At 53.3% G+C, this 18,720-nt stretch carries 14 protein-coding genes and 1 tRNA gene; 3 read left to right on the forward strand and 12 right to left on the reverse strand.

Annotated features, from left to right (window positions below; all coding sequences use genetic code 11):
• The 6 genes from KP001_RS09175 to KP001_RS09200 all read right to left on the reverse strand — a co-directional run bounded on the left by KP001_RS09175 (position 1) and on the right by KP001_RS09200 (position 9,173).
• Positions 1-3,138, reverse strand: coding sequence for an efflux RND transporter permease subunit (locus tag KP001_RS09175; protein ID WP_217289218.1), 3,138 nt, complete (start codon positions 3,136-3,138; stop codon positions 1-3).
• Positions 3,139-3,179: 41 nt separating this feature from the next.
• Positions 3,180-4,577, reverse strand: a complete 1,398-nt coding sequence (locus KP001_RS09180; protein ID WP_217289219.1) for an efflux RND transporter periplasmic adaptor subunit — start codon at positions 4,575-4,577, stop codon at positions 3,180-3,182.
• 60 nt (positions 4,578-4,637) lie between these two features.
• On the reverse strand, positions 4,638-5,921 hold the full coding sequence (locus KP001_RS09185) for a TolC family protein (RefSeq protein WP_217289220.1): 1,284 nt from the start codon (positions 5,919-5,921) through the stop codon (positions 4,638-4,640).
• A 241-nt stretch (positions 5,922-6,162) separates the two neighbouring features.
• Complete coding sequence (locus KP001_RS09190) at positions 6,163-7,566, reverse strand: sigma-54-dependent transcriptional regulator (RefSeq protein ID WP_217289221.1); 1,404 nt, start codon at positions 7,564-7,566, stop codon at positions 6,163-6,165.
• Complete coding sequence (locus KP001_RS09195; RefSeq protein WP_217289586.1) at positions 7,541-8,680, reverse strand: ATP-binding protein; 1,140 nt, start codon at positions 8,678-8,680, stop codon at positions 7,541-7,543. The genes KP001_RS09190 and KP001_RS09195 overlap by 26 nt, the downstream gene beginning before the upstream one ends.
• A gap of 46 nt (positions 8,681-8,726) precedes the next feature.
• On the reverse strand, positions 8,727-9,173 hold the full coding sequence (locus tag KP001_RS09200; RefSeq protein WP_217289222.1) for a DUF2318 domain-containing protein: 447 nt from the start codon (positions 9,171-9,173) through the stop codon (positions 8,727-8,729).
• Between the two features lie 497 nt (positions 9,174-9,670).
• Here KP001_RS09200 and KP001_RS09205 point away from each other — a divergent pair, with 497 nt between their 5' ends.
• Positions 9,671-9,979 carry a hypothetical protein gene (locus tag KP001_RS09205; protein WP_217289223.1) on the forward strand — a complete coding sequence of 103 codons (309 nt, stop codon included), beginning with the start codon at positions 9,671-9,673 and terminating at the stop codon, positions 9,977-9,979.
• 347 nt (positions 9,980-10,326) lie between these two features.
• Here the strand turns inward: KP001_RS09205 and KP001_RS09210 are convergent, their stop codons facing one another.
• Positions 10,327-11,124, reverse strand: coding sequence for a helix-turn-helix domain-containing protein (locus tag KP001_RS09210; protein WP_217289224.1), 798 nt, complete (start codon positions 11,122-11,124; stop codon positions 10,327-10,329).
• A 544-nt stretch (positions 11,125-11,668) separates the two neighbouring features.
• On the opposite strand from KP001_RS09210, the gene KP001_RS09215 reads away from it, so the two are divergent.
• Positions 11,669-11,944: a hypothetical protein gene (locus tag KP001_RS09215; RefSeq protein WP_217289225.1), complete on the forward strand. Its 276-nt coding sequence runs from the start codon at positions 11,669-11,671 to the stop codon at positions 11,942-11,944.
• Between the two features lie 85 nt (positions 11,945-12,029).
• Positions 12,030-12,353 carry a hypothetical protein gene (locus tag KP001_RS09220; RefSeq protein WP_217289226.1) on the forward strand — a complete coding sequence of 108 codons (324 nt, stop codon included), beginning with the start codon at positions 12,030-12,032 and terminating at the stop codon, positions 12,351-12,353.
• 489 nt (positions 12,354-12,842) lie between these two features.
• On the opposite strand, the gene KP001_RS09225 is transcribed toward KP001_RS09220, so the two are convergent.
• The 5 genes from KP001_RS09225 to rlmB all read right to left on the reverse strand — a co-directional run bounded on the left by KP001_RS09225 (position 12,843) and on the right by rlmB (position 18,709).
• Complete coding sequence (locus KP001_RS09225; protein WP_217289227.1) at positions 12,843-13,673, reverse strand: integrase domain-containing protein; 831 nt, start codon at positions 13,671-13,673, stop codon at positions 12,843-12,845.
• Between the two features lie 834 nt (positions 13,674-14,507).
• Entirely contained in the window at positions 14,508-14,900 is a 393-nt protein-coding gene (locus KP001_RS09230) for a hypothetical protein (protein ID WP_217289228.1), read from the reverse strand.
• Positions 14,901-16,342: 1,442 nt separating this feature from the next.
• On the reverse strand, positions 16,343-17,575 hold the full coding sequence (locus KP001_RS09235) for a tyrosine-type recombinase/integrase (protein ID WP_217289229.1): 1,233 nt from the start codon (positions 17,573-17,575) through the stop codon (positions 16,343-16,345).
• Positions 17,576-17,744: 169 nt separating this feature from the next.
• A tRNA-Met gene (locus tag KP001_RS09240) sits at positions 17,745-17,821 on the reverse strand.
• A 141-nt stretch (positions 17,822-17,962) separates the two neighbouring features.
• A complete protein-coding gene (rlmB, locus tag KP001_RS09245; RefSeq protein WP_217289230.1) occupies positions 17,963-18,709 on the reverse strand; it encodes a 23S rRNA (guanosine(2251)-2'-O)-methyltransferase RlmB in 747 nt (248 codons plus the stop codon).
• Positions 18,710-18,720: the final 11 nt, after the last annotated feature.

Consider the following 18,720-nt stretch of genomic DNA (forward strand, 5'->3'; position numbering starts at 1 on the left):
TCAGTGCTTCATTCCCGAATATTTGAGCTTTCCTTTTTTCAGATCCCGCGTTTTCATCAGCACGAAGATGATTGGCGTCATGATCAGGACATGAATAGCGGAGGTGATCATGCCACCGATCATCGGCGCCGCGATTGGCTTCATCACGTCAGACCCGGTTCCGGAGGACCACATGATGGGCACGAGGCCCAGCAGAGCCACGGCAACAGTCATGAGTTTGGGCCGCAGCCGTAGTACTGCGCCTTCGTAGGTAGCATCGTAGATATCCTTCTCCGTGCACGGCCCGTTGACGAGCTTCTTGTCCAGCGCTTCATGGAGGTATATGACCATCACAACCCCGGTCTCCACCGCTATACCGTACAAAGCGATGAAACCGACCCAAACTGCGACCGACATGTTGTACCCAAGGGCCGACACCATGTAGACCCCGCCTATCAAGGCGAATGGAACCGAGAGTAAAACCATGGTCGCCTCGAGTGCCGAGTGGAAGGTGAAGTAGAGTAGAGCGAATATGACCAGCAACCCGACCGGCATGAGTATCATCAGGCGTTTTTCCGCTCGGACCTGGTTCTCCCATTGTCCGGCCCAAGTCACATAGTACCCGGAGGGGAGCTTGAGCTGTTTTTCCAGCGCCTGCTTCGCCTCATTGACGAAGCTTCCCATGTCCCGACCGCGCACGTTCAAGAAGACGACCGAGCGCAACAGTCCGCCTTCACTGTTGATCTCAGGAGCACCGGTGGAAACCTTGATCTTGGTTACCAGCGAAAGGGGCACTTGGGCCCCGTCAGCACCCGCCACGAGAATCCGCCGGATGGCCGGGATGTTGTCGCGATAGTCCGCCAGGTACCTGATGCGGATGGGGAACCGGTTGCGCCCCTCGACCGAGGTGGAAAGCCCCTCCCCGCCCAGAGAGGTTTCGATGACGTCCTGGATGTCACCGACACTCACGCCGTACCGTGCGGCGGCCTCGCGGTCGATATCGATATCGAGGTAATTGCCGCCGGTGACCCGCTCGGCTACGACGTCCGCGGCACCTTTTATGGGCTTTATGATCGTTTCCGCCTGCAGGGCCAGGTCGCGCAGCACGTTCAAATCGCTGCCGAAGATTTTGACCCCGAGATCGGTACGGATGCCGGTGGAGAGCATGTTGATCCGGTTGATGATCGGCTGGGTCCAGCCGTTACGGACACCTATCTGCTGGAGTTTTCCGTCCAGTTCGGCCACGATATCCGCCTTGGTCAGTCCCGGGCGCCACTGCTCCTTTGGCTTCAGAATTATGGTGGAAGCAAACATCGAGATAGGAACGGGGTCGGTCGCCGTATCGGCCCTCCCCACCTTGCCGAAGACGTATTCGACTTCCGGAACGCTCTTGATGATCTTGTTTTCGAGGTGCAGGAGCCTCTTCGCTTCCGTAATAGAGATGTTGGGAAGGGTGACCGGCATGTACACCAGCGAGCCCTCATCGAGCGGCGGCATGAACTCGGAACCCAGCTTCATGAACAGCGGGACGGCGACGAGCAGCGCCAGGAGGTTTAAGGCGATGGTGGTCTTCTTCCATTTGAGGACCCAGCGTATCACCGGCGAGTAAATCCTGACGAAAAAGCTGGAGACCGGGTTTGCACTCTCCGCCGGCATCCTGCCGCGCATGAAGTAATACATAAGCACCGGCACGAGAGTGACGGCTATCACCGCGGAGCCCATAATCGAAAAGGTCTTGGTGAATGCCAGCGGATGCATGAGCTTTCCTTCCTGCCCCTCGAGCATGAAGACCGGTACGAAGGAGAGCACGATGATGGCCAGCGAGAAGAAGATGGCTCGACCGACCTGCTTGGCGGAGGCGATGATCACCTCCAGCCTTTTCCCAGCGCGCTCCTCCGGCGGCAGGTCGGACAGATGGCGGTAGCAGTTCTCGACCATGATGACGCCGGCATCCACGAGGACGCCGATGGCGATGGCGATCCCCCCCAAGGACATGATGTTGGAGGTGACCCCCATCGTTTTCATGGTGATAAAGGACGTCATCACTGCGATCGGCAACGTGATGACTATGACGAGCGCACTCTGGAAGTGCAGCAGGAACAGGAGAACCACCAGCGACACAATCACGGATTCTTCTATGAGAGAGGACCTCAGGTTTTTAATTGCCCGGTCGATCAGATCGGAACGGTCATAGGAAACAACTATCTTCACGTCCGGGGGCAGCCCCTTCTCGAGCTCCTTTATCTTTGCCTTGACCCGCTTGATCACGTCTTTGGCATTCTCCCCATAACGCATGACCACTACGCCGCCGACGGCCTCGCCTTCGCCGTTTATCTCCAGAAGTCCCCTGCGGATCGCACCTCCCGTCTGCACCTTGCCCAGGTTCTTCACGAAGATGGGGGTGCCGCGCGGGTCGGTGCCAACCACGATGTTCTCCAGGTCCTCTTTGGACTTCACGTACCCCTTGCCGCGGATAAGATACTCCGCGTCGGCCTGCTCGAGCAGCCTCCCTCCGACGTCGTTATTGGATGCCTTGACGGCCTCCATCACCTTGCCTGTCTTTATGTTGTAGGCCCGCAGCTTGTTGGGATCGAGGTCGATCTGGTACTCGCGCACCAGGCCACCGATAGATGCCACCTCCGAAACACCGTTCACCGTGTTCAGTTGATAGCGGACGAACCAGTCCTGGAGTGTTCGCAACTGTTCCAGGTCATACCCTTTCCCCTGGATGCTGTACCAGAATACGTGCCCCACGCCGGTGCCGTCGGGGCCGAGTGTCGGGCGAACGTTCGGTGGCAGCTGCCCCGCCGCGTAATTGAGGCGCTCGAGCACCCGGGTCCTTGCCCAGTAGATATCGGCGTCATCCTCGAAGATGACGTAGACCATGGAGAAACCAAAGGCGGAGGAAGCCCTGACGGCGCGGACCTTCGGCAGGCCCTGCAGGTTCACGGCCAGCGGATAGGTGACCTGGTCTTCCACTACCTGCGGAGATCGACCGGGATACGCTGTGTAGACGATGACCTGGTTGTCCGACACATCGGGGATGGCATCCACCGGTGTCTTGTAGACCGACCAGGCCCCCCAGGAGATGATCAGTGCGAAGACCATCAGGATGATGACCCGGTTGCGGGCCGAATATTCAATGATTTTTTCGATCATGGCGGCAACGTCCTTTGAATGTCGTTTAGGTACCTGCTCTGCTACATGTTCATGTCATCCACGCTGAGTGTGCCTTTTGGTTTATTGTGCTGCGGGGAAGCGGCCGCGCCGCTGCCATGTCCCTCTTTGGCAGGAGAGCCGCCGGCATGGCCAGCGTGACCGCCGTGTCCCTGTCCGCCTCTTAACTGAGATTCCGAATCGATCAGGTAAGCACCGGACACTGCCACCTTGTCCCCGACGCTGATGCCCGAAAGTATTTGCAGCTTGTCCCCACTCTGCTGCCCGACCTGCACATCCCGCGGCTCGAACATCCCCGGCATTTTCTCGACCCATACCACCTGCCGCTTGCCGGTATCGATGACGGCGCTTGCCGGCACGAAGATGGCGGTGCCGAGTTCGGTCTTGATGACGGCGTTGACGAACATGTCCGGCTTCAGTTTCATCCCAGGGTTGCGCAGTTCGACTCGCGCCTTGATGGTCCTGGTCTTCGGATCCAAAAAGGGATAGATGAACGAGATCCTGCCTCTGAACTGCCTGCCGGGGAAGGACTGGGAGAGAATGTCGACCGATTGTCCGATCCTCACGTTAGGAGCCTCGTCTTCATATACCTCCGCCTCCACCCATACGGTGGAAAGGTCCGCGACGTTGAAGAGGACGTCTCCGGTATTGAGGTACTGCCCCTGTTGAACCAGCTTCTCGATGACGACACCTGGCTGTGAGGCGTAGATCGGCAGCCGCAGGTTGGGTTTGCCCGTATTCACCAGCTCGGAGATCTGCTTTTCCTTGACGCCAAGAAGCATCAGCCGCTGCTTGGCGGATTGCAGCAGCCCCTCGCCGTTTTGGGAAATGGCGCTGAGCGGTGAATCTTTCAGCTGTTGCTGGCTCTTCACGGCCAGCAGGTACTCCTGTTGTGCTGCGACGAGCTCGGGAGAGTAGATTTCAGCCACCGGGGTGTTTTTACCTACCACCGCACCGATGGTATTGACATGCAGTTTGTCGATACGCCCGGGAACCCATGCGGTCACCTTTGCCTGCCTCGACTGGTCGTACTGGACAATGCCTACGGCGTTGATCTCCTTCTTCAGCTGTGCCTGTGACGCCGTAACGGTGGCGACGTTTGCCATGACCATCTGCGTCGGGGATAACGTTACGTGTCCAAGCATTTCTGCCTGCTGTTTCTGGTCCTGCGTCATCGGTCCCGATGCTGCGCCGCCGTCGATCTTTTTGATCAGCGCCATGTTGCAGACCGGACAGGTCCCGGGTTTGTCCTTAACGATGAACGGATGCATCGCGCAGGTGTAAAGTTGCGCGCCCTCGTGCGCCTTAATGTCCTTTGCCGTGCCGGAGCTTTTATGCTTCAACAGGTACCAGCCGCCGCCAGCCGATGCCGTCACGGCCGCAGCCAGCATCGAGATTGCGATCTTCTTTTTCAGGGTCATCAGTTTCCTCCGTGCTCATTTATTCTGGTTGCTGCAGCGATTCTTTATGCAAACCAACCCTCACAGCGCTGCCGGATCGGCTCCAACCACCGCTTCCAGCTCGGCAAGCTTGTTCATGTATTGCGCCTGCGATTCGTAGAGTTCCTTTTCGTAGTTGAAAAGATTGATACGCGCGTCCAGCACGGTGAGAAAGTCCACCTTGTTGACCCGGTAGCTTATGATTGCCGACTCCAATGCCTGCGAAGCCTGCGGGATGATCCCTCTGCGGTAAAGATCCACCTGCTTTTGGTAGCGCTCCATCTGCGCCTGTAGGTCACTAATGGAGGAGCGAATGTTGTTTTTGAGAACGTTTAGTTCCTCCTTGGCCATGTCGGTACCGGAGGAAGCCTCCGCAAGCTGGGCTTGCCTGCGGGATTGCTGAAACGGCAGATTGAAAGTCAGCCCCAGTGTGTACATGTCGTAACCGGGATCGTTCATGGCCTTCTCCCTGAGCATGTATTCGAACGACACGTTGAAATCCGGATAATATTCCTTCTGCGCCAGCCGGTAAGCCGCCTGTCCCTTTTGTACCTGGCTCTGCAGCCCCTTCACCTCGGGGCGTTTTTCGACGGCAGCCTGTTGCAGCGCCTCGGATGAGAGGGTAAGCGTGGGAAGGTTGAAATCGGGGATCTTTGCGACAGCGGTATCCGTCGGTCGATACAGCAGGTAGTTGAGATTGGCTTGCAAGCTTTTCCGCTGCTGTTGCAACGTAATCTGCGCTTCGAGCATTTTCGACTTTTCAATATACGACTTGTATATGTCCTGCTGTACACCCTGCCCTACCGAGTATTTGGTCTCAGCGACGACTGAAAGATCGGCTAGCATCTTGATGTTCTTCTCTACGACCTCCAGCGCCCTGTCCACCGAATAGATCTGGTAGTAGGCCTGTTTTACCAGCCGGACCAGCTGGAGTTTCCGTTCCTCGACCCCCCACTTGTATGTCTGCGCCTCGGAACGAGCCACCTCCTCCCTGAGATCCCGCTTGCCCCAAAACGGGATCTGCTGTGAGATCCCGATGATCTTGGCCGTTGCTGGATCCCTCCCCCCAGTGGAAAGCGGATCCCGAACCAGCAGGTTATCCAACTTGAGCATCAGCATCGGGTCTTCGAGGGCCTTGGCTTGGGGAATCTTTTCAAGAAACATCTGCCAACGGGCTCTGGATGCTTTTAGCTCCGGGTTTTCGGCAACCGCTCGCTCTATTAAAGGAGCAAGCTCCTCAAAACGTGTTTCTGAACCTTGCGCAAAACCGGTACTGGCTTGAAGCAACAAAAGAACAAGCAGTGTGAAAATTCCATATCGTTTCATACTTTCTCCTTTTTATTCTGCTGCTACAGATACTCATACTATTATCAATTACCGTACCAATTACGCATCAACAACATTACGCATACTTACAGATCGCCGCAAAACGTATACAAACAATATCCAACTACATGAATGCAATATTCTTTATTCATTGGGTTAAGGAGTGCAAACAAAAAAAGCTGCACAACTTCTGAGCGAGAAGTCATGCAGCTTTTGGCTTTACTTAAATTTGACCCTGTTATTACATTATGAGAAGGTTACTGCCCTTCTTTTGCCTGCTTCGATCTTCCGGGATGTTTATGCCGAACTTCTCCAAGCGGTAGACAAGCATGTGCCGGGGGATCTTCAGGAACCGGGCAGCAGCCGCCTGGTTCCAGTTGTTACGCTCCAGCGTGTCGATGACGACCTCCCGCTCCAACTGCTCCAACGAGTATCCCTCGTCGGGAAGCCTGACGACCGCGGTGCCTAAGCGGCTCTGCGATTTTTCTTCCAACAGTTTTCCCGGGAGCTCTTCCAGCGCTATGGTATCCCCGTTACGCATTATGAGCAGACGCTCGATGGTGTTTTCCAGCTCGCGGACATTGCCGGGCCATGAGTAATTCACTAAAGCCGAGAGTGCAGGCTTCTCGAAGGCGACCTTCGGGAAGCCGTTTTTGCCGCAGAAATATTTGATCAACAGCGGGATATCCTGACGCCTGGCACGAAGAGGCGGCAGATGGATCGGAATCACCGACAGACGATAATAGAGGTCCTCACGGAAAGCACCCTCTGCAATCGCCTTGTCGATATCCAGGTTTGTAGCCGACACGACCCGCACATCAAGCCTTTCCACCTTGGTACCGCCAACCGCCACGACCTCCTTCTCCTGGAGCGCCCGGAGCAGCTTAGGCTGCATTTCTACAGGGAGGTCTCCCACCTCGTCCAGAAAGATGGTTCCTCCTTCGGCGAGTTGGAACTTTCCTACTTTGTCCCTGATGGCGCCTGTGAACGCGCCTTTGACATGGCCGAACAGTTCGCTCTCCAAAAGTTCCCGGGGAATGGCGGCGCAGTTGATGGCCACGAACGGGCCGTCCTTGCGGGAGCTGTTGGCATGGATCGACCGAGCGATGACCTCCTTCCCCGTGCCGGATTCACCGGTTATCAGAATTGCAGCCTCGGTGTCTGCAACTTTGCGAATGACGTTGAACACCTTCTCCATTTCTTGCGATGTTCCCACGATGGTGCGGAAATCCGCACGATCCACCAGCGCGCCTCTCAGACGCTTATTCTCCTGGGAAAGTCCGTTGAACTGGAGCGCTTTTCGCACTGTCAGCCTCAGGGCATCCCTGTTGAACGGTTTGGTGATGAAGTCGAAGGCACCGGCCTTCATCGCCTCCACGGCCGTTTCAACAGCACCGAACGCGGTGATTATCATCACCAGCGTGTCAGGCGAACGCTCTTTTATGGACTTTAAGACCATTAGACCATCCATTCCGGTCATTTTCATGTCGGTGATGACCAGCTCAGGCTTGAAGGTCCCGAACTGGTACAACCCCTCCTCTCCGGATGAGGCTACTATAACATCGTAACCTTCCTCCACGAGGTTGTACTCCAACACCCGACGCAGCGATGCATCGTCATCAATGACAAGTATTTTTTGTTTCAAGGTGGCCCTCCATCAGTTTTTCTTGCAACGGCAGCCTGATCGTAATCGTCGTCCCGACCCCTGCACTGCTCTCTATAGTTAAAGCTCCGCCATGGCTTTCTACTATCTTTTTGGTAATGGCAAGGCCTAGGCCGGTCCCTTCCGGTTTGGTGGTGAAAAACGGCTCAAAAATGCGATCGAGCGTTGCAGCCTCGATCCCAGAGCCGGTATCGGCGAACTCAATCTCGCATGAAGTTGCGTCGACAACCGTTGTTGAGATAGTTACGGTGCCCCCTGGCGTCGTTGCCTGCAGAGCATTCAAGACGATATTGAGGAAGGCCTGCCGGAGCTTCTCCCCGTCCGCGGACACCATGACCGTCTCAGCAGCAGGGAGCACGCTAAGCCTCACACCTCTCACCTTCGAATCGTTGGCAACCAGGGAGGCTATGGTTTCTATCTCTTCCTGAACGCGACACGGTCGCATATCGGTGGGCTGCGGACGCGCCATATGAAGGAAGTCCTCCACCACACGGTTCAGCCGCTCGGTTTCCCTGATCTGGATGTCGATGAACTCCTTCTTTGGATCATCCGAGCTATAGTCATCTTTCAGGATTTCTGCCGTGCCGCGAATGGAGCCCAGCGGGTTGCGGATCTCGTGCGCGAGCACGGCTGCCATCTCCCCCAGAGTCGACAGTTTCTCAGCACGGCGAAGCTGCTCTTCGATGACGATGATTCGCTCCGATTGCTGCTGCAGTTTCCGATAAGACTCCTCCAGGCCGGAGGCGGTTTTCTGAAGCTCCTCTGCACGCTGACGCTCACGCTGGGACAAAAATCCGGTCATGCAGCCGACCAGGTTGTACAAGACCATTTCAAGGTACTTTTCGGCTTCCATGGCAAACTCACCACCCCACTGGAACAGGATGTGAGGAGCGTAGACCATGCTGGCAACCAAAGCACACACGAGTCCACCACGCAGACCGAACCAAAGAGCAGCGAGGATGATTGGGAGATAGTACAGCCGCTGGAAAATGGCATGCAGGTAAGGGAGGCTAAGCGGCGTCACGTAATGCAGCAGGCTTATGCCCACTATGAACGCCACCAGTGACACTAGTCGTATGGCTGTTAGTTTGTGCATAAATAACTTTTCTGGCGGGAAGTCGTCCAATTGAGCGCCCTCACCGCTAGAAATATTTTGCTCCATCCTTCAGGGTACTTTCTGAAATTGAAATCATGTCACCCTGAACACTTACCGGCAGATAGCCTGGATTGCAGCCGCCGGTGGCATTTGGCCCCAGGCGGTCGATGGGGAACTTCTGGTTGCAGTTCTTGCAGTTCATCACGCCACCTTGCTGTTCGTACCCTTTCTTGTCGCGATAACAAGAATCGCAGGCGTCAAAGGCTGCCTTGTACCCGCCATCCAAGGTCTTCACCACGAAGTAACGGATCTCCTTGTCATTGTCGACATACTTATAAAACCTGGCCCCACCGTCAGCCAGCGTGGCAGTCTGTATCTTGATATTCCCACCATCGCTCTTTGGAGTGTCGTATTTTGAGCAGCCAAACAAAGTCAGCGCCCCGAGCAGCATCGCACCTGCAGCAATCAAACTCTCCATCCTTCTTCCTGACATGTGGATCTCCTTTTCACCGTTATTTTTCTATTGCCCCACAGCGACTCTTTGGTTCATGCATCATGTCGCGTCTAACTACATCAACCATGCCAACCAGTCTAGCCATTCGGTAAGCCGCTTGATTTTCATTGGTTTTTCTAGGTCGGCACTTTGAATGGGTACTGGAGCGGTCCAACGATTTTGGAGAATATTAAAAGAAGGCAGAGAATAGTCTACACAAGGAGCTTCCGAACCCGCTCACCCAGGACCTACTACCTGAGAAGTGAGAGGGCGTTCTATCGTCTGCAATCACTCCACAAAATTCTCCATTTTAGCCTCTAGCAAAGAAGAATATTGTGCGAGGAGCAAAACAGCAAACTAGCCTGGACTCAGACAAAGCCTTTGTAAAACAAACACTTAAAGAAACCTAGTCAAAATGGCATGCGAAATGTAACCAGCATGATCAGCGGGTTCTACTCATTGATGGGAAACCAAACACTAAAAAGGAGATGTGAATTATGAAAAGGAAGATCGTTGTAGGCATTGCACTGGTGTTAGGCACGCTTTCGGTTACCCCCTTAACAGCTTTTGCGGGGAGCGTGTGCGGCAACTGCGCAGACAAAGGAGTAGTCGAGCAGTTTGTCCAGGAAACGGCGCCGCTGGCAAGCGAAGTAAAAGCAAAGGAGATAGAGTTACGATACGTGTACTCGAATGAAGGGGCGGACTCCAACGAGATCTACCGTCTCGAAGGGGAAATCAAGGAGCTAAAAGACAAGATAAATCTGGTCGCAAAAAGACTGGACATCCCTCCCTGCAATCGCAACTAGCCACTGGCTACTTGAAGTTTCGGGTTAGCAATGAGATCCCTGATGTAAAAGGACAGCCCCTCCACTACGTAACGCAGGTTGAGCGCACATGACAAAAGCTGCATCCCGACCTTTCGCCTTCCAATGACTTGAACGACTGGCAACAGGCGGGGTGGCTCGGGCGATTCGGGATGTAGATGGCACAGTGATAGAGTAGCATCCTGCGGCACAAAGAAGTAGAACAATCGAAGCCCCTGTGTACAGGGGCTTTCGTTTTTGCGAGCCGCACACGGTTGCATACGCCTTGGCAAGGGAAGACATGTCACAATATCGATATTGTTTTTGCAAGATGTAGTAACCTACTGTTACTACTTTTTTTGGACTTCTAGCTTTACCCCAGAAGAAGAATTTAAATTGAAATTTTCTATTGCCTGATATAACAATTTCTCAGCTTTTTTTTGCGAGAGTTCAGTATTAGAACGAACATAAATATTTATAGGAATAAGCCAGCTTAGCTTTTCCTCCTCAAACGACTCAGATCTAATATAATCTGAGATATATTTTTTGGCATCAACTGTAGGTAACTTTATGGATAAATTTTCGATATAGAACTCGAATACATCTGCAGAATCTATATCAGGATCAACATTTACAGAATTATTATCCCACTCGTATAACTTTATGCCGCTACTATCAAAACAATTACTAATAATTTCGTCCAACTCGTCTTTTACAAAAATGATTACGACAGAAATGTCGTGTGCGGGCTTCTCCCTCGAATCAATTGCTTGGAACGCTATTAAATAATGTACATCGCTATTTCCTCCAGTGTATCGGACAACATGCAAAATGTTGGTGCTGGATAGGAACTCTGGAAAAAGAGCCTCTGCCTCTCGGATGACAGCTGCTCTATGTTTTTTGCTATCCCCTTCCCCAAAAGGAGCCCACACCCGAAGCAGAAACGGAGCTCCAGTAGAAAAATCGAGCCACTCCACGCTGACACGCAAACTCCGGGACAGCATCAAGGTCACATCACGCTTTGGGTGATTAACTGAAGCCTCGTACCTGGCCAAGTACGGTGGGGTCGTCCCCACCAAGCATGCCAGATCCTTCTGCGACATCCCCTGCATTAGCCTCAAAAACCGTAATTTCCTTCCGAACTCCATGCCGTCTCCTTTCCACACCATTATACAAATAACAATTACGTATGCAAGTTTTTAACTTGACACCAAAACGAAATTACGTATTATGTAATTATGTTTTTCATTTTTAGTGTTTGAGGTTTTTATGACCAATTCACCGAAGTCTGAACTTTTGAATGCACTTATTTTAGTGAGTAGTTTCGCAGGAGCGTTTTCCCTCAACATTTTACCGGCGATCAGAGGCCCCAAATTAGGCGCCTGTTTATCGTGCACCTTCTTTTGCTTTGAACTGGCCTTGTGTTTTCTGAGGTATCGCTTGAATGCAGCACCTAGCCTCCAGGAATGCCCTTCACTTCAACGAAGCAGAACAAGGCGACACAGAAGACAAGCAGATTCATCTTTCCGCCACTATTACAGCTCAGTAGAACCGGCTCGTGCTACGATTGTCAGCCCCCATACCCGCCAATGATGACGAGAATCTCTCGTAAGAAGAAACAAAACTCGTTTTCAGTTTCCCCTTCCGTCTCATTCGCACCAAATTTCAACCCACTGCAGGCTAGGAGAAAGAGTGAAACAGTCCCCTATTACGAAAAAGTCGGCCCGAAGTGAAAAGGTGGAGTCCACCGAATTTGCCATCTGCATGATCATCAATGGAGTGACCGCCTCACTACTAGCCCTCCTGGTGCTGCTCACACTAGTATGGTGGTTATCGCTGATCACTGTTCTGGCCCCAACAGTTCCTCTGAGTATACGCATCACTGCGGCGAAGGTGATGTGGACCTATGTCGGGGCCGGCGATATTCTCAGAAACGAATGTGCTAACGCCACCATTTTGAACTGGTGAATGGCGTCTTCTGCCCGTGTGGCAGCCAGAAACTCATGCGAATTCTCCCTTGGCTCAGGCACACCAAATTAACAGGAGGAATACTATGAAGGCAAATGCAAAGATGGCAGAGGAGTTGAAACAGTTGGACGTCGAAATAGAGGTGACGTTAGCTGAGCAATCGCGGGCATTCCAGAAGTACATGCAAACGGCCCTGCATCTCCGGCGAGCACTGCGCCAAACGGTCCAACTCTCCGATCAGGAGTGGACTGAGCGGATTATCCGCATCACAAAATGCCTGAGGGATGATTTGGGCAGCATCGAGATCAACGCTGCAGCACTGACACTGATCGCGCAGAGTGCTGCCCGCGCCGGGATGCGGCATCTCAAGGTGGGCCAGGACCCCACCGCCGATAAACCCTTCCCCTAGCCGACGATAACAACCACTTTGAACCATTTAGAACCATTTCTGAACCATTGGTAAACCACTTACAACCATAAACAACCACAGAACAACCACTTTGAACCATTTGTAGGGTGATACCGGCTCGACATTCCATTTTCACAGCGAGGATACTGTATTGAAAGTTCTCATCCTAGTAAGCCGGATCCTATGTCTTGTGCTCACGTTGGGCATTCTGTCCTTTTCGCTGTTCCGTTCCGGACAAGACTCGTTGCATTGTTTCCAGGTGCGCCTGGTCGCGTTCCACGGAGCGATCTATGCCGTGACGGGCAAGGACGGTAGCAATTATGTCTTAGCGCCGGTTGACGGTGGCAAATCCCAGATAGTTCCCGCGGAAGCAGTACACAGGGTAGCTTAAGGTACGCAGCCGCCGCTAGTGCTAAGGTTACAAACCGATGATGGACAAAAAAAAGGCCGCTGCTGCCGGGGTGTCTCCCCGGCAGCAGCGGCCTTTTTTCACTTTCTGCAGTAATGAGAAATAACGTCGATTCGCCCATGTCCTAAATCCTGAGCTATGGCTGCTCGGTCAACGCCTGCCTCCTTAAGCGCCTGCGCATAGGCATGACGAGCCAAGTGGGCGTTGGCATTATTGGCTTTCGTCGCCCCAAGGCGGTGGAGGCTGTTTTTCTGGAAAGAATATGCCTCCTTCAGCGACATCCTTGCAGGAATAAGGGATTTACCACCAGTTGCGGCCAAGTGCTCACGCAACTGGGCCACAACTGATCCTTTTTCAGGCGTATCTACGGTAAGGTTTCTAGGTCGTCCCCCCTTCGTGCCCTCGACCTGGAGAAGCGTTCGTCCACGGGCATCCACAAAAGTGGTCCGGGTGAGGAGACTTTCTTTAGCTCGTACACCAAAAACGGCACGAATATCGTGTGCAATTCCCAGCCATTGTGCTTTGGTGTAAAGCTTCTCGCGTACCTCTATGAGTTTTTCAATATCCGGTTCTTTTGGCTGGAGCCGCGTGCCGGCTCTGGAACCTCCGAGAGATTCGTTAGTGCGGGGGACGATGTTGACCTTCCCAATGGCGGCCGCAAGGGTTCTCAGGGCCGTGGCGTAGCCGCTGATGGTAGATGGGGACCTCCCACCAGCCTTAAGGTGTTCAAAAAAGTCGGTCACAAAACGCCCCCCGATTTGCGAAATGTGCTGGTAGCCCTTAGCAGCAGCAAACTCGGCGATTCGATCGAGGTTCCCAAGAAGTTTTTCCCGAGTAAGCGACGCTGCCGACCAGTTTTTGCCAATAATACCGCGCGCCTCATGTTTCAATTTCTGTGCGTGTTTTCCCATAGTTTGCCTCCCGTAGGTTGATGTACTGCCGGGTGACTGCTTGACAAGCAAACAGTAACCCGGCAACACACCAAGCTAGCCCCAGCGGATAGCTGGTGAGTGTAGGTGTCGATGGTTCGAAAACCACCATCACGGGCTCAAGGAGTCCGTGATGAACGCAGGTTGTTTCCGCGACCCGTAGGACGCGATCCCAGTATTCACCGGGCATTCCTGCGTGACATTTGCCATCCTGATCGTGACCAGGACAGGCTGGGGTGAGCAATATATGGAAACGCGCAGCAGCGCGGAATTTTGGAAAGCGGAAACGGGTGGTTGAGAAAATTTTCGCGCCGGGTCTCTTCGAGACCCGGCGCTAAGGGCATGTTTTCACATTGAAAAGCCGTGCCGTCTCTTTCTCAGGGTGTCGGCACTCGCAAAGCTCGCTTCCTCCACCAAAGAAAGAGACGGCACTTTTCGGCACCAGCGCAAAGGTAGCATTTCAACGTTTTGGCTTAAGCCACTAAGGTCGCAAATAAAAAGGGTTGGTGAGGCTGCAAACGGTATGAGGGGTTTCTGTTCGCTGCTGGTGAGTGTTTCATACTCGCTGGTGACAAACCATACGAGACATCATGGCAGGTATGTACATCTATGCGGGAGTGGCCGACTATCTGAAGTGAGCCGGGAGTACTCAGACGACATGTCAATCGGCGTCTAACTTTAACCCAGCTACGGCGTTCTGTGCCCCACCCACACTATGTGACAGCTCAAGGTTTCATAGGAGGTGGGGTACCCTCAGACGCCGATAGGGGGGGATAAAAATCGATGGCAAACCGCTACAATCCTCAAGATTGCACATCATTTAGCCCAATCTGGAAGTTCAATCAAATGGAATTTAGACCATTCATACGCCTCCTCTTGCGAAGCATACTGCTCTAAAATCACATAGCTTTCAGTAATTCCAACGACTACACCATACCACCTGTTATAAACCGCCACTCGCCCATACTCGCATTGGTCACAAGCAAACACCACAGCTGAGCGTAATTTAAGTTTGTCAACTTTTACGAGCGAATCGCCCGTCTCTGTAAGGAAAGTCTCAAGGAAGTCTGAACTCGGCTCCCCTGTTTTCAAAATTCCAGCCCACTTGCGTGTGCGCCATGTCCCTTTGCGCTTCTCGGAGTCGACCACCGAATTCGGATAAGCGGTGAGCACTCCACGTTCAATCGAAATTGTAGTTGTTATTCCCATAATAATCTCCTTATGCAGCGTTTTTGGTGCTTATAAGGAGATGATGACTACGCGGTAAGACAAATTGAGGGAGATGGTCTTCAGATTCCTTGCTTGGGTGCAGTTTCAGAGGCGGGTGCCTCTTGGGCTGATCTCGGAACAGCCAAGAAGACTCGGCAGGAAACATTGTCTTGTTGTCTTAATACAACGGGGAATCTAAGACTTCGGGCAAAAGGGTAGGTATAAAGTGTACGCCTTGGGCACGCGTGGTTCTCAGTCCACGCACAGCGCAAGATTACTTGATTGCCCCAGACAATACGAAACCGCGGTACCCGAACGACGTGCAACCGAGCGGCACAAGGCAGGTCCTCAATATTGCTGGAATTAACGAACGGAGATCTGTGCCACACAGACAGGCGTAGGGCAACATTACGATAGCGGCAGCACGGCGATGCGCGAGATAGACGCATCGTTGGTTGCCATGGGAGAGGTGCAGCAATCCACCCAAATTTCAGTAGGTGGTTGCTGATCGATGAGACTGCTGCTGTCATCCAGATGCGGGACTCCGCAGCAGAAGATAATCGCCAGCTTGGGCGATGTTTACCCATCTAGATAGATGGAGACGGCCTTACGGCAAGTATAGTTTTATTTTCAGACACGGATACAGAGAAGTCAAGATTATTCCTTGGGAAAATATTTTTTAGGCATTCACTATTTTGTCTGCCCACGCAGGCATTCTCCGCCAAATAATCAGCGGAGGATACCATGAAACGCCCACAAACCGAACCTCGACTTAGTGAAAAAGCTGGAGGCCTTTACATTTCACCAAACAAACTTGCAGAACGTTGGGACTGCTCGCGGAGCGCCGCAGACCGTGCTGCTAAAAAAGCCAAATTCAGGAGATTTATTCTAGGATCTGGCCGAAACGGCAATATCAGGTACCTACTGGCTGAAGTCGAAGAATTCGAGCGGAACCGTACGGCGTGACAACGTCGTTCAACCTATAGAATACCTGGCTCTCCAGGTTTTCTGTGAGCAAAGCATCTACCCAAAACACCCAGAAAAGAGGAGGTAATTCAATGACACCCCACATAATCCACAGCCCGGAATGGGAGATTCAACACATTGTCGAGCGAGTCGACGCCGGGGAGTCCCCCCTCGCGCTTTCGACCTCGGAGAGGATCGCTGCCAGCATTATCTACGATCATCCGGAATGGCGCCCCACCCCATATACCGGTCTCACAGCAGCGCTAGATCGCCTCGGTCCATGGCGAGACGCATTACTCAGCTACTGCCGTATCCACGGGTATAGAAGATGGATACAATAAAAAGCTAGTACCGCCTACACTCCTGGATGGTGCAATATGCAAAGATTGGAGCACCTCGACCGGCTGAGCCCTACAAGAGCAATCCATCCAGCTCTCTTGTAGGGTCCCACCATTATATAAGCTACCTGTAGCTTTTTAAGGTCTTGAAACAATCAGGCGCAACTGCGGTCTCCCACTTTCCATTTGCATACGACCAGCGGTTCGTGGCTGTGAGGCCTCAGCATCTACTTTTTTCGGGAATTCTACGCAGTCGACCAAGCTTTCAGGGAGAAGCGCGGCGTAATGACGCTCACAGATTTGCACGGAGTTCCCCATCAGCTTAGCGATCTTCTGGAGAGCAGTCCCAACCATGGCGAGTTGGCTGCCAAAGGTGTGTCTGAACTCGTCACATCCCCATGTCAGGCCATTCGCCTTGTTTATGGGAGCCAGGGCGCGTCCTGAAAAGTTGTCGGGGTCCCACCAGCCCCCTTCAGGCGAAGGAAAGTACCAGTTACCCTCGGACGGAGTTGGTTTATAGGTCTCGAGATACCGTCGCAGCTCCGACGAAATTGGTACCAACCGGTTTTTCCCGTTCTTGGGCTGCCAGCTACGCCCCAAGACCTCCTTCGAGCGAATTCTTATATACCCTGCCTCCAGATCCACATCCTGCCCCTGAAGCATTAGGCCTTCCTCACGGCGGAGGCCTGCGTAGATATAAACAGCTGCCATCGTCTGCAACTGTTGCTTCCCCTGCAACACCGAGAGTTGGTGGGCGATGTCATCAATTGTGAGAAAAACGATTACCGGCGCTCCTTCGCGCCACCGCTTAATCTTCAATGCTGGATTATCCCCTCCTGGGAACTTGATTCCATAAACATCGGTTGCCCACGCAAACATCTTTTGTAGGATTTCGCGGTACCTGTTGCAGGTTTTGGGAGCAGCACAGTTTGTAGTCGCATATTCGGACAGCCACCGGGACATCGTCCTGGCAGTCAGGGCCTCGAAAGAAGATGCCTCTAATGGTGAAAGCTTCTCACCCTTCCCTTTTTTTGTTGCACGGTGTTCAATCTTTTCCACTATGGCCTTGTTCTTCACCTTCAAGGAGGAACAGACCTCTCCGAACATGATCCGCATGGGCGAAAGATCCCGGTTCACACTCTTTGCATCCCGGTAAGAGAACATATGCTGGATATACGCCTCAAGGACTATCGGAATTGAGGTCTTGGTCGGGAAGGGTGTATCGCTGCCAGCGTCGAGTTCGTCCTCAAGTTTACGAAGTCTGGCTTTCGCGATTTTCACATCGTCGGTTTCGAGGCTCTTGCGGTGCTTCTTCCCCCCGATGTAGTACATAGCATAGTAGGTGGTTCCGCGCCGGTATATTCCTGCCATTGGTGCCCTCCGTGGCGTCATCTTTCTCCGAAAGATGCCAACAGGGGCAGACAAAACCGACGAAATCGGTGATGCCTTTTCAAATACAGTCACCGCCACAGGTACACAAATTGGTACACATGGCACGAAAAAAGGGGTTAGCCATTACGGCTAACCCCTTGTAATCGTTTGGTTGCGGGGACAGGATTTGAACCTGTGACCTTCGGGTTATGAGCCCGACGAGCTACCAGACTGCTCCACCCCGCGTCATGAACAACTCAAACTTTATACTACACGGCTTCCAACAAGTCAATGTAAACATTTGAAGAAAACTAACAGGGATAAAGGGGATAAAAGGGATAACTGCAAAATCAATTTGGATTGTAGATCCCTTGCATTCATCCTTCTTTACTTCTTGCCGCAAAGCCTCTGACGTACTACCTCGAAGAGGAAGATACCGCCGGCGACGGAGGCGTTCAGCGAGTTGACGCCTCCTTGCAGCGGAATGCTGACCACTTCGTCGCACCCCTTCCTGACCAGGGGGCGGATCCCCTCCCCTTCCCCACCTATGACAAGAGCCACCGGACCGGTAAAGTCCTGCTGGTAAAGGGTGTGTTTCGCGGAGCCGTCGGCTCCGTAGATCCAGAAACCGGCTTTCTTCAAACTCTCCAGCGCCTGCGAGATGTTGGTGACCTGTGCCACGGCGACGGTCTCGGTGGCGCCGGCGGAGGACTTCTCGACGACGGCGGTGACGCCTGCGGCGCGGTCCTTGGGTATGACGACGGCATGGGCGCCGGCGCAGGCGGCGCTGCGGATCAGGGCGCCCAGGTTGTGCGGGTCCTGCACGCTGTCGAGGACCAGGATCAGGCCGTCCCGGGTTCCCTGCAGCCCTGCCAGCACGTCGTCGAGGTCGGCGTAGGGAAACGGCTCCACCTTTAGGGCGACGCCCTGATGATGGTCGGTGCCGCACAAACGGCCCAAGTCAGCTTTCTCGCGCTGGCGCACCGGGACCTTCTTCTCCGCGGCAAGCTTCAGCAACTTCTCCAGGCGCTTGTCGGTGCTGATCCCGGCAACGAAAAGCTCGAAAATGCGACGGTTGCCGCGCAGGGCTTCGGTGACCGGATTCAGGCCGTAGATGATTTCTTCTTTTGACATGGTTCCCTCAA

The organism is Geomonas subterranea (genome assembly GCF_019063845.1).
GTDB lineage: Bacteria > Desulfobacterota > Desulfuromonadia > Geobacterales > Geobacteraceae > Geomonas > Geomonas subterranea.

What these genes read in the sequence shown, in the direction of transcription:
- KP001_RS09235 (WP_217289229.1), bottom strand. Translation starts at nt 17,575, where the DNA reads ATGGCAGGAATATACCGGCGCGGAACCACCTACTATGCTATGTACTAC.
- KP001_RS09200 (WP_217289222.1), bottom strand. Translation starts at nt 9,173, where the DNA reads ATGTCAGGAAGAAGGATGGAGAGTTTGATTGCTGCAGGTGCGATGCTG.
- rlmB (WP_217289230.1), bottom strand. Translation starts at nt 18,709, where the DNA reads ATGTCAAAAGAAGAAATCATCTACGGCCTGAATCCGGTCACCGAAGCC.
- KP001_RS09230 (WP_217289228.1), bottom strand. Translation starts at nt 14,900, where the DNA reads ATGGGAATAACAACTACAATTTCGATTGAACGTGGAGTGCTCACCGCT.
- KP001_RS09175 (WP_217289218.1), bottom strand. Translation starts at nt 3,138, where the DNA reads ATGATCGAAAAAATCATTGAATATTCGGCCCGCAACCGGGTCATCATC.
- KP001_RS09195 (WP_217289586.1), bottom strand. Translation starts at nt 8,680, where the DNA reads ATGCACAAACTAACAGCCATACGACTAGTGTCACTGGTGGCGTTCATA.
- KP001_RS09205 (WP_217289223.1), top strand. Translation starts at nt 9,671, where the DNA reads ATGAAAAGGAAGATCGTTGTAGGCATTGCACTGGTGTTAGGCACGCTT.
- KP001_RS09210 (WP_217289224.1), bottom strand. Translation starts at nt 11,124, where the DNA reads ATGGAGTTCGGAAGGAAATTACGGTTTTTGAGGCTAATGCAGGGGATG.
- KP001_RS09220 (WP_217289226.1), top strand. Translation starts at nt 12,030, where the DNA reads ATGAAGGCAAATGCAAAGATGGCAGAGGAGTTGAAACAGTTGGACGTC.
- KP001_RS09225 (WP_217289227.1), bottom strand. Translation starts at nt 13,673, where the DNA reads ATGGGAAAACACGCACAGAAATTGAAACATGAGGCGCGCGGTATTATT.
- KP001_RS09180 (WP_217289219.1), bottom strand. Translation starts at nt 4,577, where the DNA reads ATGACCCTGAAAAAGAAGATCGCAATCTCGATGCTGGCTGCGGCCGTG.
- KP001_RS09185 (WP_217289220.1), bottom strand. Translation starts at nt 5,921, where the DNA reads ATGAAACGATATGGAATTTTCACACTGCTTGTTCTTTTGTTGCTTCAA.